The organism is Marinomonas sp. TI.3.20, from assembly GCF_038155025.1.
In the GTDB taxonomy this organism is placed as follows: Bacteria; Pseudomonadota; Gammaproteobacteria; order Pseudomonadales; family Marinomonadaceae; genus Marinomonas; species Marinomonas flavescens.
Window position 1 is genome coordinate 148066 of the sequence record NZ_JBAKAS010000005.1, and the last position, 16751, is coordinate 164816.

Below are 16751 nucleotides of genomic sequence, written 5' to 3' on the forward strand. Positions count from 1 at the left end.
GGATTATCGACCAACGTGTGCGGCAATAGCCGCCGCTAATACAAGCGCAATATCGCTTGGGTTACGTTTTACGGAATAATTTAATAGCTCTGGATGGGCTGGTACAAAGCCCGTATTGAACTCACCTTTGATAAAATCAGGGTGTTTGAGAATTTCTTGGTAATAGTTGGCTGTTGTTTTGATACCGTGCAAACGCATATCATCGATCGCCCGGCGACCACGAGCTAACATTTCATCCCAAGTCAGCGCCCATACAACCAACTTCAAACACATGGAGTCGAAGTAAGGTGGGATTTCATAACCTGTATAAATAGCCGTATCAACTCGAACACCTGGACCACCTGGCGCATAATAATGAGTAATACGTCCAAAACTTGGCATAAAATCATTTTTAGGGTCTTCGGCGTTGATCCGAAACTGCATCGCGTACCCGGTATAGCTAATATCTTCTTGGCGAAAACTTAATGGCAAACCAGAAGCAACACGCAATTGCTCGCGTACAATATCTACGCCTGTAATTTGCTCAGTAATCGTGTGCTCTACTTGAACACGCGTGTTCATTTCCATGAAGTAGATTTCATTACCAGACAACAAGAACTCAACGGTACCCGCATTTTCGTAGCCCACTGCTTGGGCTGCGGTAACGGCAAGATTACCAATGTATTGGCGCTGCTCTGGTGTTAATTGCGGGCTAGGTGCAATCTCAATCAATTTCTGATTACGGCGTTGAATCGAACAATCACGCTCATAAAGGTGAATCACATTGCCTTGAGAATCTGCCAAAATTTGTACTTCGATGTGGCAAGGGTCGACGATACACTTCTCAAGAAATACTTCTGCAGAACCAAAAGCCTTAGTCGCCTCAGAAATAACGCGAGGATACTGACTAACCAACTCTTCTGGTGTATCACAACGACGTATACCACGCCCGCCGCCACCTGAAGTGGCTTTAATCATGATGGGATAACCAAATTTATCCGCTAAAGATAAAGCCTCATCAAGATCTTTTAAATTTCCTTCCGAGCCAGGAGTAACAGGCACCCCCGCTGCACGCATGCTGTCTCGTGCTTGGGTTTTATCACCCATTTTATTGATTACAGTGGATTTTGGCCCAATAAACACGATACCTTTTTGCTCACATAGTGCGGCAAAATTTGCATTTTCTGATAAAAATCCATAGCCAGGATGAATCGCATCACAGCCGGTTTCTAATGCTAAATTTACAATGCGTAAGGGATCCAAATAACCAGCGATAGGGTCGTCGCCTAATGAATAGGATTCATCCGCACGCTTAACGTGCAATGCATAACGGTCCGGCTCGGTAAAAATGGCAACAGAACGAATATCGGACTCTGAACATGCACGTATTATACGAACCGCGATTTCACCACGGTTAGCGATCAACACTTTCTTCAACATGGGTCACTCCTTAACTTGGTGTTCATTTAGCCTACGCAAAGAAAGACAAAAGTAAAAATTGATATTTCAAAGGTTATCTATAAGGTATACGTGATAGATAAACAGAAAATGAGAGAAGAAATGTCATCACCCGTCCAAAATATAGCCAATCGGTTAACCTTTAGGCAGCTACAAGTATTCAAAAGCGTCTATGAGCTAAGCAGCTACAGTCGTGCTGGTGACATGCTCGGCTTAAGTCAGCCCGCGGTAAGCAATCAAATCCGCCAATTAGAGCAAACCATCGGTCAACCTTTGTTCGAATACGTCGGCCGTCAGCTTTACAGCACGGCCATCGCGAAACGCTTAGCAGAATGTACTTTTTCTGTTTTCAATGAAGTTCAACGATTTCAAAATGACCTTGCCGCCGAGACAGGATTGATATCAGGAGAGCTGAAGTTAGTTGCCGTTTCCGCGGCTCAATACATAGTGCCATATTTACTTCGCGCTTATTCAGATCTAAACCCTGACGTCACTATCTCGCTGGAGGTGGTTAATCGAGAAAAAGCCATTGATCGATTAGAAAAAAATCGCGATGAGTTAACGATTATGGGCATGGTGCCAAACGATAAACCTATGCTGAGCATACCTTTTTTAGGTAATAAGTTGATTGCTGTGGCGCCTAAAGGCCACCCTCTACTACAAGAGGAAGAGGTCACATTATCGATGTTTTTAGAGCAAACATTGCTGCTTAGAGAAGTAGGTTCTGGTAGTCGCTTAACACTCGAACTACATTGCCAAAAACAGCGAGTGCGCTTTCAGAATAAAATGGTTCTTGGTTCAAATGATGCCATTAAACATGCTGTGCTGGCGGGGTTAGGCGTTGCTGTTTTACCGCGTTTAGCCATTATTTCCGAGTTAAAACTAGGCAGTTTAGTCGAACTGCCTATCAAAGATTTTCCATTGCGACGATCTTGGTGTCTAGTCAGCCCTCAAGGCCAACATCCAACGCCAACCATGCGCTCTTTTATTGATTATGTGCAACAGAATATTAGCCAGTTTGAGCCTATGTTTCAGCGCATGATAGATCAATAACTTATCTCTGAATCCATGGCCCACAGGTGGGCGCCAACTAGCGCCCTCCAAGGTGAATAATCGGCTAACCATTGTTCCGTTGCCTTGGCATCTAACGGCACTGACGACTTTAGTAAAGTGGATAGATTGCGGCGTACAGCCACATCCCCGTGTAACGAACCATCAAGCCAACTAAAGCCGCGCAACAAGCCATAACTAACCGTCCAGGGACCAATGCCTTTCAAGGCAAGCAATTGCTCTGTCAATGACTCGATTGCCAATCGATCAGGTTGAGAAGGCCAAATCAACTTTCCTTGACGGAGATGCTCAGACAAAAGCAAAAGCGCAGCGGCTTTCGCTTTAGAAAAACCTGTTGCTTGTAAATCCTCAGGGACAACCTCGCTCAATGATTTAGCCGTTGGATAACACATTAACCCACTTGAGTGTTGCACTCCAAAGGCTTGAATGAATCGCCGACGTATTGAAATAGCAGCCTTGACACTAATCTGCTGACCAACAATAGCCCAACTAAAGGCTTCAAAAGGTGAAGCGCTCTGTGGAATACGCAATCCCATTTGTTGCTTCACTAACGATGACATAGGCGAGTTTTGTGTAATACATTGCGCTTCGAAAGTATCAACATCTTGATCTAAACCCAGCATATGATCCGCTAATTCGGACAAAGCTATTTTATCAGCGTCTGTCACTTCCCTTGATATATCTAATAAAATAAGTACCTGACCTATTTGATTGAAATTAAACGAAATAACCGCAGCTTCATCCTGCCAAAAAAGCCCTTTCTCAATAATGTTTCCACTGCATCGCTCTGCAATAGATTCACTATCGCGACCATGAAAATCTAGAAAACCTTGTCGTTGAAAATGGCATGGAAGTGGTTTAATCAAAGACAATATTGACATGGTATTCCTTAAGAAATGAGTGAAACTATTTTATTCCTAAACCGCACCCTATGAACCGCTCGATCAAAATAGGGCTTACTTAATGATTAGGTTGCTTCACTATCCTACTCAACATGACATTGATCTAGAAGCGCATCTTGCTTTGTAACAATAAGTAACCAAAATATCTAAAAAGTCGGTATTTTATCATTTTCTAATCAATATCAATTTTTCAAGTCACCTTTCTAAACAAAAAACCAGCATCAATCACACTAAAATTTTTTTATACTACTTAGCTGTAATGTAGGAATCAGCCTACAAGGAAAAGTAATAAAACTTACTGATCATAGAAGTAAAAAGGATAATTATGTTTTTTAACAAAAAAGACAACGCGGCTGCCCTTGAGCAGCAAGCCCTTGCGGAGTCTAATCGCGCTTTCATCAACTCACTACAAAAACACTGCGCGATGATCAGCTTCACCCTTGATGGTAAAATTATAGAAGCGAATCCTCTTTTCCTGAATGCTACAGGTTACACACTAACAGAAGTCAAAGGCCAACATCATTCCATGTTTTGTCTTGATAACCTAACGAACAGCGCAGAGTACAAACAGTTTTGGCAAAATTTAGCAGCAGGAAAAAGCCAAAAAGGCACCTTTCAACGCAAGCGCAAAGATGGCTCTGATATCTGGTTAGAAGCCACTTATGTCCCTATCGAATTAGACGGGGAAATCATTAAAATCATCAAAACGGCCAATGATGTTACCAAAGAAAAACACCAAGCAGATAATCAAAAGGCCGTTTATACCGCCATTAATCGTTCCTCTGCTCTCATTGAGTTTTTACCAGACGGCACGATTCAATACGCTAATAAAAATTTCTTAAGTACCATGGGCTACCATTCTAAAAAAGAAGTCATTGGTAAACATCACCGAATGTTCTGCCAAGATGATTTTTATGTGTCGCATCCAAATTTTTGGCAAGAATTGGCTGCAGGAGAATTCAAAACAGGGCAGTTTTTACGCCTTGATAAACAAGGTAATAAAGTCTGGTTAGAAGCCAGCTATAACCCCATCTTTGATGATCAAAATAACGTCATAAAAGTAGTAAAATTAGCCTCTGATATTAGCGAACGCGTATTGGCTCAAATGGCAGTACAAAGTGCCGCAGAAGTCGCCCACAGCACCTCAATTCAAACAGCCAAAGTATCTGAAAACGGTGTGCAAATTTTGCAGGATACGGTCAGCTCCTCGAATAAAATCATCAATGAGGTCAATCAATCTACAACATTAATCGAGCAGCTAAACAGCCAATCAGAAAACATTGCAAAAATTGTAACAACCATTGCCTCGATTGCAGATCAAACGAATTTATTAGCGCTGAATGCCGCCATTGAAGCTGCACGAGCCGGTGAACATGGACGAGGCTTCGCGGTGGTCGCCGATGAAGTCAGAACCCTAGCGTCACGCACCAGTACTTCTACCGTTGAGATAGAAACCATGGTGGCACAAAATAGCGAACTTACCCGCAAAGCAAAAAATAGCATGAGCAGCATTCGGGACTATTCGAGCGACAGTGCGCAATTAATAAGCCAAGCAGCCGACATCATCAATGAGGTTTTAGCTGGCGCAGAGCATGTGTCAGAAACCGTTGATAAACTACTAAAAAGCTCTACCTAATAAGGGGATTAGGTGGATAAAGACTATATTACTACTCTCTTGTATGGTGCAGGTTCAATAATTTTCGAGCCGGCATGATCGCTATAATTTTGACAACTAATCATTTGTACTAAAAACAAAAAAGCCGCTTCAAATAGCGGCTTTTACGATTACTTCAACATTATGTTCTAGATTTGTGTCAATACATATTCAGCTGAACTAACTTTGTATTCACCTGGCTCATCAAGCCAAAGTTTCTGTACTATTCCGTGGTCAATTAGCATCGCATAACGACGACTGCGAACACCCATCTTTGCTGCTGATAGATCTAATTCTAAACCAAGAGAGCAGGTAAATTCGGCTAAACCATCCGCTGCCATCACAAGGTTTTCGGCATTGTTAGCATCACTCCATGCTTTCATAACGAAAACATCATTCACAGATAAACACATTAGTTCGTCGATACCTTTTTCTTTAAACGCATCGTAATGAACAATATATCCAGGTAGATGGCTCGCGCTGCAAGTCGGTGTAAACGCACCATGCAAAGCAAACATAAGCACTCGCTTTCCTGAGAAAAATTCAGTCACGTCAACACTTTCAGGGCCTTCTACACCCATGACCTGAAACTGACCATTAGGCAACATATCCCCAACTTGAACAGCCATATATTTTCTCCACAAAGTAATAATGGCGATATATTACATGAAAAACACTTAAAGTCAGGAGTCTATATTTTAAATATTCATTCATTAAATAATTTTAAATTGTGCCAGTAGCTGCTTTTGATACGTTGCCAAATCAGAAAGTCCCTCGCTGTCCTTTTCACTTTGATCGGCACTGCGTGTTGCTTGGTCAGACATATCGGAGATTTCATGAACACTTTTACTGATATCTTGAGCCACCAGCGATTGCTGTTCTGCGGCCGTGGCGATCTGAGTACTTAAGTCACGAATTTCTGTCATACCGCTTTGTAGTTCATTGATGGCAAGGCCGACAGCTCGAGTATCTTCAACACTAGAATAGGCGCTATCACGACTCTCTTTCATACTTGATACTGTCTTTTTCACCCCTTGTTGCAGCTGATTAATAACACTTTGAATCTCTTCTGTTGAGCTATGTGTTCGTGTAGCAAGGGTTCGGACCTCATCCGCAACAACGGCAAAACCACGACCATGTTCTCCCGCTCGAGCGGCTTCAATGGCGGCATTTAGGGCTAACAAATTAGTTTGTTCAGCAATTTCTTGGATCACCACCAAAATGCGACCTATATTTTGCGAATATTCATCGAGTTGATTTACCACTTCTGTGGATAGCTCAAGCTGCTCAACAAGACGCTCAACCTCTTTTACATTACGGCTCATTTGTTCGCGGCTTTCACTTGCTCGCTGATCCACATGTTGAATTTGGCTTAATGTGATTTCTGAGTTTTTCGCAACCTCATGAACTGTTGCCGCCATTTCGGTCATTGCAGTTGCCACATTGGATGTTTGATCGTTTTGTGAGCGCATCAAAATTTTCGTTTCACCAGACAAGCGAACGTTATTTTGTGCCGATTCTGAGACGTTATTAGAAGCTTTGTCTATTTCCACCATGACCTTTTGAAGTTTTGCTACTAGGTTATTAACCCAGCGGGATAAGTCGCCAAACTCATCTTTCGTTTTCACATTACTGCGTTGTGTGAAGTCACCTTCCGATATTTTACCCAGCACATTCATTACTTCATTCAAGGGAGTACGAATACTACGGCTCACCCAGATAGCAATTAAAACAGCAATAATGATAGAGATGAGTAAAACAGTACCTATCATAATAGTAGAAAACGATGATGTTTCTTTAGCATCTAGCTCTACTTGGTTTCGCATCGCGGTTGTGCTAACAAGTAGCTTTTCAGACAACGCATCTACTTTGTTCATACTACCTGATAGCTGTTTAGCCAATACTTCTGATTCTTGGCTTAAGCGCATGTAATCATAGAAATGATTAATCACGCTGTCTTTACCTTGAATTTCATGACTTACCGTATCGATAGACTCTTTAATATCTCCGTTATTTAAATAACTTAATTTATCATCAAGCCCGACAAACGCTTTTGACATGGTTTCAATCATATTTTTCAGATCTTTTAGACTTCTAGTATCAAAATAATCATCAATCGATACCTGAAGACTTTCTAAACGACTGCGTATATAAGCAGCCGCAAATTTAGATTGTTGTGATCCATCGCCTTCTTCTATGGCCTTAAGATCATCAATGGTATAAGACAAGTCATCCTTAAGATCAAACTTCTCATCTGGGATTTTTGCTTGTGTTGTAAGCATCAGTTGATGGTTCGCAAACGCTACTTTTGTATACTTATAAAAAAGCTGAACCTCATTATTCACGTCTTGCAAAAGCCCAGACATTTCCGTGTCATTACTCACCTGTTTTTGCAGCGTATCTGACAAGGTATTGAGAGCTGTTTGTTGCTCCTCGAAGGATTTTTTTAAGCCACTTAATGCTGACGGTGATTTGCTTAACAAATACTGTAGAACTGTTGAATTGGCTAATGATAAGTCATGGCTTAATTCATTGCTGGAGGCCGTGATTTTCGCCACATGACCCGTTATTTCATCCAGATTCTTCTCTACTTGGTTAATCCCTGTAAAACCTGAAGCGGCAATCACCAACAATAGTAACAATAGAACGCCAAAGCCCAACAGGATCCTCTGGATAACAGATAATGACATAACCAACCTCTAAAAATTGAGTGTACTTCATACTAAAAACAGACTATATATTGGCAGAAAACTGACCTATTAGACAGATTATACCAAGCGAATTATTATCTTTTTTGTGCTGTGACACTAAAAACAAACATCTGCTAGAAATCGAACGTTAATTTCCTTCCACAAAAGGATCTGTTAAATTCAGGTCACAATAGCGAACCGACGTTGCCTATCATTATGGATCACCTTCTTTACGAAAAAGTGGCAGAACAAATAGAAAAACACATTACCGAAGGTACTTTTCTGCCCAATACACGCATCCCTTCCGTCAGAAAGTCTAGTAAACAATTCAACGTCAGCATTGCTACTGTCATGCAAGCTTATAGCGTATTAGAAGACAAAGGCATCATTAAAGCGCGTCCGCAGAAAGGCTATTTTGTTCAAACCAATCAGCCTACGACGGAAGCAACGCAAATATCCCCAAAAAAATACGATGGCCATATACACCTGCTACTAAACCGGCTATTACATGCATCTCAAGATGCAAACATCGCGCCATTTGGCGCAGCCATTCCACAAAGTGAATTTTTACCACTTAAACAACTACAGCGCTCCGTTGGGCGCTTGATGCGCACAGAGCCAGAGATTTGTGCAAGCTATGAATTCACACCTGGCTCATTAAACTTACGCCGACAAATCGCCATCCGAATGCTTGATACAGGATGTCGCCTTCAGCCCGATGACATCACCATCACACTCGGGTGCCAAAATGCCATCATGCTGGCTCTTCAAGCAATCACACGACCAGGCGACACTATTGCCATAGAAAGCCCTGCCTATCATGGCGTATTACAAGCCATTGAAGTACTCCATCTTAAAGCAATAGAAATCCCCTGCTCAGAACAGCATGGGATAGATTTGACACTGCTTGAACAAGCCGCTCGACAATGGGACATCAAAGCCTGCATTGTGACCCCAAACAACCAAAATCCAACCGGAGCAACACTCTCCAGTGAAGCTAGAAGAACACTGCTAGGAATTGCTAACGAGCATGACATTATTTTGATTGAAGATGATGTTTATGGAGAATTGAGCTATCAAGACAAACGTGAAAAAGCATTAAAAGCTGACGACCATGAAGGCCGTGTTGTTTATTGCAGCTCCTTTTCAAAAAGCATAGCGCCGGGGTTTAGAATCGGCTGGATTGTGGGCGGGAGGTTTCGTAATGAGATAGAGCATTATGCTTATGTTCAGTCTCTTGCCATTCCTACTATCACTCAAATTGCCATCGCCAACTTTTTAGAACACGGCGCTTACGATCGTCATCTACGAAAAACACGACAAGCCTACCAAGCTAATTTAGCTCGCTGTCGAGCCCTCGTTCTTGAGACGTTTCCTGAGGGCACAGAAGTTTCCAACCCATGTGGTGGTTTCTTGCTTTGGGTGACTCTCCCTGAAACCATTAATGCTATGCAGCTTCATCAAGAAGCACTAACTGAGCAAATCGGCTTACTACCAGGTCTAGCCTTCGGTCTTTCTAATCAGTTTTCTCATCACTTTAGACTGAATTATGCTGTTATTTGGGATCAAAAAAACCTAAATGCGCTTTTAGAACTAGGGAAACTAGTACATACACTGCAAAACGACATATTGACCGATAACGACATTTACACCCAGTTCACGACATAATTAACAGAAACATATGATTTAAAAGGTGTTTTTAGTGACAAAAGCAGTGAAAATGAATTACTCATAAATAGCGTCTCAAGAGAGATATCTTTCTTATAAGCTGAGGTTATGAAAGTCTGTTTTGACATCTTAAAATTCGTCTGTACAGCCCGAACGAAAAGCGTACAATTCGCATTCTTTTTTAAACACTCTGCCCTTGTGGCCGATAACTTTAATACTTGAATTAACTGGCTCGTTGCGATGGAATTTGTTGCACATCCGAAAGAACTTCCTTTAGAGATAACTCTCATAGAGGATCAAGCCTTTCCGACTTTAATGGAAGAAAGGGATGGGTTCGTCGGAATTACCTACCTTGCCGCCCAACATCTCGAACGTGGGCGCTCAGTGCGTATTACCCTTCAAGAAATTGATCCTAATTTTTGTGTCACTGGACGCGTCGTCTCGTGCTGTAATGAAGTAGGTGAATACCGAATTGCAATTGAATTCCCAATCAAAGACGAATGTTACTGTGTTCGTATGGTTGAACAGCTTTCTCAAATAGAACATTACCGACGTCAAGCAAAAACACAAGGCCGCCGCCTTAACTATAATGAGGCCGCTGCTGAATGGATTCAGAAATTCGCCGCCTCTTTTCCTGCATTCATTATTTAAAAGACCGCTATGACCCAACCTCTTTCTCAACGTGATATTGATATTATCACCACCCAACTTGGCCGTACGCCTAGTGGTATCAGTGCCATTGCTCATTACTCTCCAAATCAAATCCCTCAAGTTCTCGAAATGGAAACATGGGTGTTTAATCAGCCCTTCCCGACATTGTATTGGTTATCGAGTAAAGCGATTGATAAAGCGTTGGCTAAAATCGAAAGCCAAGGTGTTGTAAAAGAACTAGAGCAACGAATTAAAGACGATGAAGTATTGCGAGAAGCGCACCATAACTCTCATCGTGATTACATTGCTCGCCGCTGGGCAGCAATGAACGACGAGCATAAAGCTATCCTTGAAGAGAAAGGCTTTAAACCATTGTTCGAAGAGCTTGGCATTGGCGGCATTAGGAACTGGGATCAAGTACGTTGCCTACACATGCAATATGCCCATCATTTAGCGGGTGATAATGTGATTGGTCGCATTCTTGATGAAGAATACGGCATTAGAGCAATCGCTGACGCAGAATAATTTGCACCGAAATAGACCGTTATCTACGCTAAGGTCAAATGTTTGGTATAAATCATAGCAATAGAAAAGCCAAAATAAGACACCTCTTATTTTGGCTTTATTGTTTAGACTTAGTCACCCAGAGTATTTAGAGCATCAATACACTTACAGGCTTATTCAGGTCGGGTACGAACTCGATTCACCGCTTCTTGCCATCCTGCATACAATTTTTCACCCGTACCTTTCTCCATACTAGGTTCAAAATGTTTCTCCGCTTGCCATAATTCTGTAATGGCCTCGAGTGAGGTATAAATACCGACATGCAATCCAGCCAAATACGCGGCGCCTAATGCGGTTGTTTCCGTAATTTTAGGACGTTCAACCTCTACTTCTAATAAATCGCTCAAGAATTGCACCATGACATCATTAATCACCATGCCGCCATCTACTCGCAACGAGCGAAACGTCGCGCCATCCTGCGCCATAGCACCGACTAGATCTTTGGTTTGATAACACACAGACCTCAATCCAGCACTAACGATATCCGCAACGCTGGTGTCTCGCGTTAGCCCTATCATCGCGCCTCTAGCATCCGGGTCCCAATGAGGTGCACCTAAGCCAGTAAACGCAGGCACTAAATACACAGAATCGCCATTAAGAGCTTGTTTCGCCAAGCTTTGCGTCTCTTTCGCGTCTTTAAACAGATTTAACCCATCTCTCAACCATTGAATAGCGGCTCCAGCAACAAATATACTGCCTTCTAAAGCATATGTTACTTTTCCATTTAGTCGATAACCTACTGTTGTTAATAGCTTATTTTCTGAACGTAATGGTTTATCACCGGTATTTAATATAAGAAAGCAGCCAGTACCATAAGTGCTTTTCACCATGCCAGGTTTGAAGCATGCTTGCCCGACTAGCGCAGCTTGCTGATCGCCAGCCATGCCATTAACAGGAATACTCGCACCGAGCCATTCTTCGTCAATAACGCCAAAATCAGCGCTGCAATCCATCACTTCTGGTAACAGGACATCCTCAATACCTAAAGAATGAATCAATTCCTGATCCCATTCTTGAGTATGTATATTAAATGCCATGGTACGTGCCGCATTAGTCGCATCCGTTTTATGAGACTGCCCTTTGGTTAAGCGCCACAATAAAAAGCTATCAACAGTGCCAAACGCTAACTTTCCAGCTTTTGCCTTATCTTTAGCACCTTCAACATTGTCCAATACCCAACGAATTTTAGTCGCAGAAAAGTAAGGGTCTATAAGCAGGCCTGTTTTATCTTGGACTGTTTCACTTAAGCCTTGGTCATGAAGCATGCGACAAAACTCACTGGTTCTCCGGTCTTGCCAAACAATGGCATTATAAACCGTCTCACCTGTTTCTATATCCCAAAGCAGCGTGGTTTCACGCTGATTGGTAATACCAATACTGGCTACCGATTTGGCATCGATACCTGTATCCTTAAGTACAGACTGGCACACACTTAACGTTGAGCTCCATATATCTTCAGGATCATGTTCCACCCAACCATCGTGCGGAAAATGCTGTGGAAATTCTTGTTGTGACTGCCCAACTCGTTGACCTAATTCATCAAATAAAATGGCACGAGAGCTTGTAGTTCCTTGATCGATTGCAAGAATATATTTTTTCATAGAGAGTACTCTTTTATGTCTCAGTCCCCTGGCAACGAAAACAACACCAGTGAACTTGTATTTTTGTCATTTTGAACATTGATGTTCAGATATGAATATGACGTATTAAAAACCAATCTAGGCTTCTTTAGCAAGCAGTAAACTTTTTTAGGAGTATGTATAAAGATGGGGCAACAAACTCGCCAAGAGAAAATAGTCGCGATTACTAAAGAAAAAGGCTACGTGACGATTGATGAATTGGCCAACAAATTTGCTGTGACGCCTCAAACCATTCGCCGCGACATCAATGCGCTTGCCGAAGCGGAACAGATCCGTCGTCACCATGGCGGTGCAAGTTACGACTCTAGTACAACCAATGTGGCCTACGCTACACGACAAATATTGCAACTATCAGCCAAAGAACAAATTGCTAAAAGAATCGCCGCCGAAATACCTAATAATGCCTCATTGTTTATCAACATAGGCACAACGACAGAAACTGTTGCACGAGCCTTACTAAACCATCAAGGTCTACAGGTCATCACGAACAACCTAAACGTCGCGGCTATTCTTAGCGGCAAAGAAGACTTCACTGTCATTATTGCTGGCGGTACCGTCCGCTCTCGCGATGGTGGCGTTATGGGTGAAGCGACCATTGATTTCATTAGTCAATTCCGAGTCGATTACGGCATTATCGGCATCAGTGGTATCGACCCAAATGATGGTTCATTACTTGACTATGATTATCAAGAAGTTCGTGTTGCACAAAGCATTATCGTTAATTCACGCAATGTTTTTTTGGCCGCTGACAGCGCCAAATTTGGACGAAATGCAGTAGTAAGATTGGGGAATATAACCCAAGTGGATCGCTTATTTACCGAAGAGCAGCCACCAAAACCAATTCTTGAATTAATGAAAGAACACCAAGTACGTCTAGAACTGTGCTCTTCACAAAACTAATACTTCTCCATAATAAAAGCAGCCTTTACCTCTAGTCGGCTGCTTTTATTTCTCTTTGCTTATTTTTTGCCTCGATACCTTTTAAAAACCTTAATTAACGACTTGCCATCGTGCATATCAGGGTCTAATATCGAACATTAATGTTCGTTTTCGAAAATGAAGACGTAAAAACCGAAATAATTAATGAGGCAAGGCATGGCACAAACACATTTTGACTTATTTGTCGTCGGCGGCGGCATCAATGGAACAGGCATCGCTGCCGATGCAGCAGGACGCGGCTTAAATGTTGGATTGTGTGAAATGGGCGACCTTGCTCATGCGACGTCTTCCTCAAGTAGTAAGTTGATTCATGGTGGATTACGCTACCTTGAACATTATGAATTCCGCTTGGTTCGAGAAGCACTCACCGAGCGTGAGGTACTATTAAAAATAGCGCCACACCTTGTTACCCCATTGCGCTTTCAAATGCCTCATCGACCTCATCTACGACCTGCTTGGCTAATTCGCATTGGCTTATTTTTATATGACAATCTAGGTAAAAGGGAAACGCTGGCCGGATCTAAAGGCGTTAAATATGGCGCTGACAGCCCTTTAAAAAAGGACATTACTAAAGGATTTGAGTATTCAGATTGCTGGGTAGATGATGCAAGATTAGTCGTGATCAATGCTTTGAGCGCCCAACAAAATGGCGCCAACATATATGCTCGTACGCGCTGCACATCAGCCAAACGTGTAAATGGAAAATGGCACATTACGCTTGAAGATCAAATGACGAAAGAATCTCAAGACATCACAGCGAATGCACTCGTCAATGCCGCTGGACCTTGGGTATCTTCTTTTATCAAAACACAAATGGATCTAAAACCGCCCTACGGTATTCGCATGATCAAGGGCAGTCATATTGTTGTGCCGAGACTTTATCAGCACTCTAATGCTTTCATTATGCAAAACACAGATAAACGCATTGTCTTTGCCATCCCTTATCGTGAAAATTACACACTGATAGGCACAACGGATGTGGAATATCATGGCGACCCTGACAAAGTAAAAATCTCTGAAGAAGAAACCCAATATATTCTTGGCGTAGCCAATCAGCATTTTAAAAAGCAATTAACCCCTGCAGACATTGTTTGGAGTTACTCAGGTGTTCGTCCGTTATTAGAAGATGAGTCATCAGACCCTTCTGCCGTAACTCGTGACTACACATTGCACTTAGATGATGAGGATAATAAAGCGCCATTATTAAGCATTTTCGGTGGAAAAATAACCACTTATCGTAAATTAGCGTTATCTGCTATGAAGCACTTGGCGCCTTATTTCCCTTCTATGGGAGAAGCATGGACACACTCAAAAGCCTTACCAGGCGGTGACTTGTCTATGTCTCTTGATGCTTTTACTTTGCAAATTCAGAAAAGATATCCGTTCCTGACAGCTCATATGGCACGACGCTTTACCATGGCATATGGCACCTTAACCAATACATTATTGAATAAGGTTACGTCACAGGAAGGGCTAGGCAAACACTTTGGCGGTGAATTATATCAAGCAGAAGTAGACTACTTGATTGAGCATGAGTGGGCGCATACTGCAGAAGACATTCTATGGCGCAGAACAAAGTTGGGGCTTGAATTTACACCAGAGCAAACAACTTCTTTGGAAAGCTATCTTAAAGAAAGGTTTGAAAACGCAGCTTAACCTTCACTGAATACTATCGAAGTCCACTTAAGATGTTGTCTAAGTGGACTTTTTTTGGTCTACTCCTAAGTAACAAACACCAAGCCTGCCAACGTCTCATTTCTGTAGCTTACTAGGAATTGTCTCCAACATGGACTTTATGATTTTCGATGTTTCATTATGGGTTTACCTTGCCCTATTTGCCGCAGCATTCTTGGCCGGTACCGTTGACTCTATTGCCGGTGGAGGCGGGTTAATTACGGTTCCTGTTCTTTTGGCTGCTGGACTTTCTCCCGTAGAGGCATTGGCCACCAATAAATTACAAGGCTGTGCAGGCACCCTATCCTCTTCTTATCACTTTATTAAAACAAAAAAAGTTAAACTGTCTGAGATGTGGCTGCCCATTATAATGACCGCGATAGGCAGTATCACAGGAACGCTACTTGTTTCCTATCTGGACAGTCGATTACTACTCAAAGCCGTGCCTATTATCTTAATTGCCGTTGCTCTGTTTTTTTTCTTTATGCCCAAATTACAACCATATATCGCTAGCAAAATATCACTGACACACGTGCAATTCGCAGTGTTAATTGGGACAAGTATTGGTTTTTATGACGGTCTTATTGGTCCGGGTACAGGGGCATTTTTTTCAACTGCTTATTTATGCTTTATGGGGTTCACTTTAGTAGCAGCTACCGCTCACACTAAAATATTGAATGCGACTAGCAACGGCGCCTCACTCTTAATGTTTGCTTTCACTGGGCATATCGTTTGGGCACTCGGTATTGCCATGGCATTAGGCCAGTGGTTTGGGGCACAAATTGGCTCTAGACTCGTGATCACCAAAGGGACTAAATTAATTCGTCCCATGGTCATTATTATGTGCTTAGCGATGTCGGTAAAACTACTCTGGAGTAATACCTAGCTTAATAAGGTCATCTGGTGTTGTTAGGCAATCTAGCGATGAATAAGCGAAACATTCTTCGACTAACCAAGCCAGCAATTGCTGAACGGCCTCGCGCTGACGCTGCACTTCAGGACAAGAAAATAAATAAGCGTTCCCTTCGTCCAATGATTCTGGAAACGGCTGGACTAAGCGCCCTTGCTGAATATCATCCATGACTAATGGCGTTCTTCCCAACGCAACGCCTTGACCAGCAATTGCAGCCTGCACAGCCAAATCACCGCGGTTAAAACTGATACCACGTGAAGGCTTAACCCCTTGTGCTTTCACCAACTGCAGCCATTTATCCCATTCTGCATACGGGCTAGAAAAACGCCATTCTGAGTCATCATTAAGCAATGGAACAGACGCAAGTTGATTGGGTGATTGCAGCATTCTATCGTTGGCAAATGCCGGGCTACAGACAGGAAATACCTTATCCTTCATGAGCGGTACAACATAACCGTTGTTCCGGCCAAGCATATAACTATGAATGATGGCGACATCAATACGATCTCGTTGAAAATTCATTTCCCGATCGTCGGCTTGAATCCGCAACTGCAGATCAGGGTATTTTTCCTGCAGACTACCCAGTCGAGGAATTAACCACTTGGTCGCAAACGACGGCATGACGGAGATCGTTAATATATTTGACGACTCCTCTTCTTTTAAATCACTAATCAGTGTGCTGATCTCGGTAAAGCTGTGATTCACCTGAACCGCTAACCGAGCGCCCGCCACACTAAGCTCCAAGCGGCGATGATGGCGAATAAAAAGCGTTAGCCCTAAACGCTCTTCTAATTGTCGAATTTGCTGACTTACCGCTCCTTGAGTCAGGCTTAATTCCTGCGCTGCTTTTGTAAAACTTAAATGGCGCGCAGCAATAGCAAAAGTCTCTAACCCATACAGTGGAATAATTTTCATAATAATCTCGTATTAAAGACACGTCAGCTACTG

14 protein-coding genes are annotated in these 16751 nt (G+C 42.4%); 8 read left to right on the forward strand and 6 right to left on the reverse strand.

Annotation, left to right across the window (positions count from 1 at the left end):
• Window positions 1-3 precede the first annotated feature (3 nt).
• Window positions 4-1419, reverse strand: coding sequence for an acetyl-CoA carboxylase biotin carboxylase subunit (locus V6259_RS07605; RefSeq protein WP_133013232.1), 1416 nt, complete (start codon window positions 1417-1419; stop codon window positions 4-6).
• Window positions 1420-1539: 120 nt separating this feature from the next.
• Here V6259_RS07605 and V6259_RS07610 point away from each other — a divergent pair, with 120 nt between their 5' ends.
• On the forward strand, window positions 1540-2490 hold the full coding sequence (locus tag V6259_RS07610; protein WP_341584068.1) for a LysR family transcriptional regulator: 951 nt from the start codon (window positions 1540-1542) through the stop codon (window positions 2488-2490).
• Here V6259_RS07610 and V6259_RS07615 read toward each other — a convergent pair.
• Window positions 2484-3389 (reverse strand): DNA-3-methyladenine glycosylase family protein, encoded by a 906-nt coding sequence (locus V6259_RS07615; RefSeq protein WP_341584069.1) that lies wholly within the window; start codon window positions 3387-3389, stop codon window positions 2484-2486. The two genes, V6259_RS07610 and V6259_RS07615, sit on opposite strands and share 7 nt — an antisense overlap.
• A 346-nt stretch (window positions 3390-3735) precedes the next feature.
• On the opposite strand from V6259_RS07615, the gene V6259_RS07620 reads away from it, so the two are divergent.
• The gene (locus V6259_RS07620) at window positions 3736-5046 is read left to right on the forward strand and encodes a methyl-accepting chemotaxis protein (protein WP_341584070.1); all 1311 of its coding nucleotides are present in this window, start codon (window positions 3736-3738) and stop codon (window positions 5044-5046) included.
• Between the two features lie 167 nt (window positions 5047-5213).
• On the opposite strand, the gene V6259_RS07625 is transcribed toward V6259_RS07620, so the two are convergent.
• Both V6259_RS07625 and V6259_RS07630 read right to left on the reverse strand, forming a co-directional pair.
• Complete coding sequence (locus V6259_RS07625) at window positions 5214-5693, reverse strand: peroxiredoxin (RefSeq protein ID WP_133013235.1); 480 nt, start codon at window positions 5691-5693, stop codon at window positions 5214-5216.
• 84 nt (window positions 5694-5777) lie between these two features.
• Window positions 5778-7754, reverse strand: coding sequence for a methyl-accepting chemotaxis protein (locus V6259_RS07630; RefSeq protein ID WP_341584071.1), 1977 nt, complete (start codon window positions 7752-7754; stop codon window positions 5778-5780).
• 216 nt (window positions 7755-7970) lie between these two features.
• Here V6259_RS07630 and V6259_RS07635 point away from each other — a divergent pair, with 216 nt between their 5' ends.
• The 3 genes from V6259_RS07635 to V6259_RS07645 all read left to right on the forward strand — a co-directional run bounded on the left by V6259_RS07635 (window position 7971) and on the right by V6259_RS07645 (window position 10598).
• On the forward strand, window positions 7971-9422 hold the full coding sequence (locus V6259_RS07635) for an aminotransferase-like domain-containing protein (protein WP_341584072.1): 1452 nt from the start codon (window positions 7971-7973) through the stop codon (window positions 9420-9422).
• A 240-nt stretch (window positions 9423-9662) separates the two neighbouring features.
• On the forward strand, window positions 9663-10073 hold the full coding sequence (locus V6259_RS07640; protein ID WP_133013238.1) for an energy transducer TonB: 411 nt from the start codon (window positions 9663-9665) through the stop codon (window positions 10071-10073).
• Window positions 10074-10082: 9 nt separating this feature from the next.
• Complete coding sequence (locus V6259_RS07645) at window positions 10083-10598, forward strand: DUF501 domain-containing protein (RefSeq protein WP_133013239.1); 516 nt, start codon at window positions 10083-10085, stop codon at window positions 10596-10598.
• A gap of 152 nt (window positions 10599-10750) precedes the next feature.
• Here V6259_RS07645 and glpK read toward each other — a convergent pair whose 3' ends face one another.
• Entirely contained in the window at window positions 10751-12238 is a 1488-nt protein-coding gene (gene glpK, locus V6259_RS07650) for a glycerol kinase GlpK (RefSeq protein WP_133013240.1), read from the reverse strand.
• Between the two features lie 165 nt (window positions 12239-12403).
• Between glpK and V6259_RS07655 the strand changes: the two genes are divergently transcribed.
• The 3 genes from V6259_RS07655 to V6259_RS07665 all read left to right on the forward strand — a co-directional run bounded on the left by V6259_RS07655 (window position 12404) and on the right by V6259_RS07665 (window position 15776).
• Window positions 12404-13177, forward strand: coding sequence for a DeoR/GlpR family transcriptional regulator (locus V6259_RS07655; protein WP_341584073.1), 774 nt, complete (start codon window positions 12404-12406; stop codon window positions 13175-13177).
• A gap of 195 nt (window positions 13178-13372) precedes the next feature.
• A complete protein-coding gene (glpD, locus tag V6259_RS07660) occupies window positions 13373-14872 on the forward strand; it encodes a glycerol-3-phosphate dehydrogenase (RefSeq protein WP_133013242.1) in 1500 nt (499 codons plus the stop codon).
• A 130-nt stretch (window positions 14873-15002) separates the two neighbouring features.
• Window positions 15003-15776, forward strand: coding sequence for a TSUP family transporter (locus V6259_RS07665; protein WP_133013243.1), 774 nt, complete (start codon window positions 15003-15005; stop codon window positions 15774-15776).
• Here the strand turns inward: V6259_RS07665 and gcvA are convergent.
• On the reverse strand, window positions 15756-16718 hold the full coding sequence (gene gcvA / locus V6259_RS07670; RefSeq protein WP_133013244.1) for a transcriptional regulator GcvA: 963 nt from the start codon (window positions 16716-16718) through the stop codon (window positions 15756-15758). The two genes, V6259_RS07665 and gcvA, sit on opposite strands and share 21 nt — an antisense overlap.
• Between the last annotated feature and the right edge of the window lie 33 nt (window positions 16719-16751).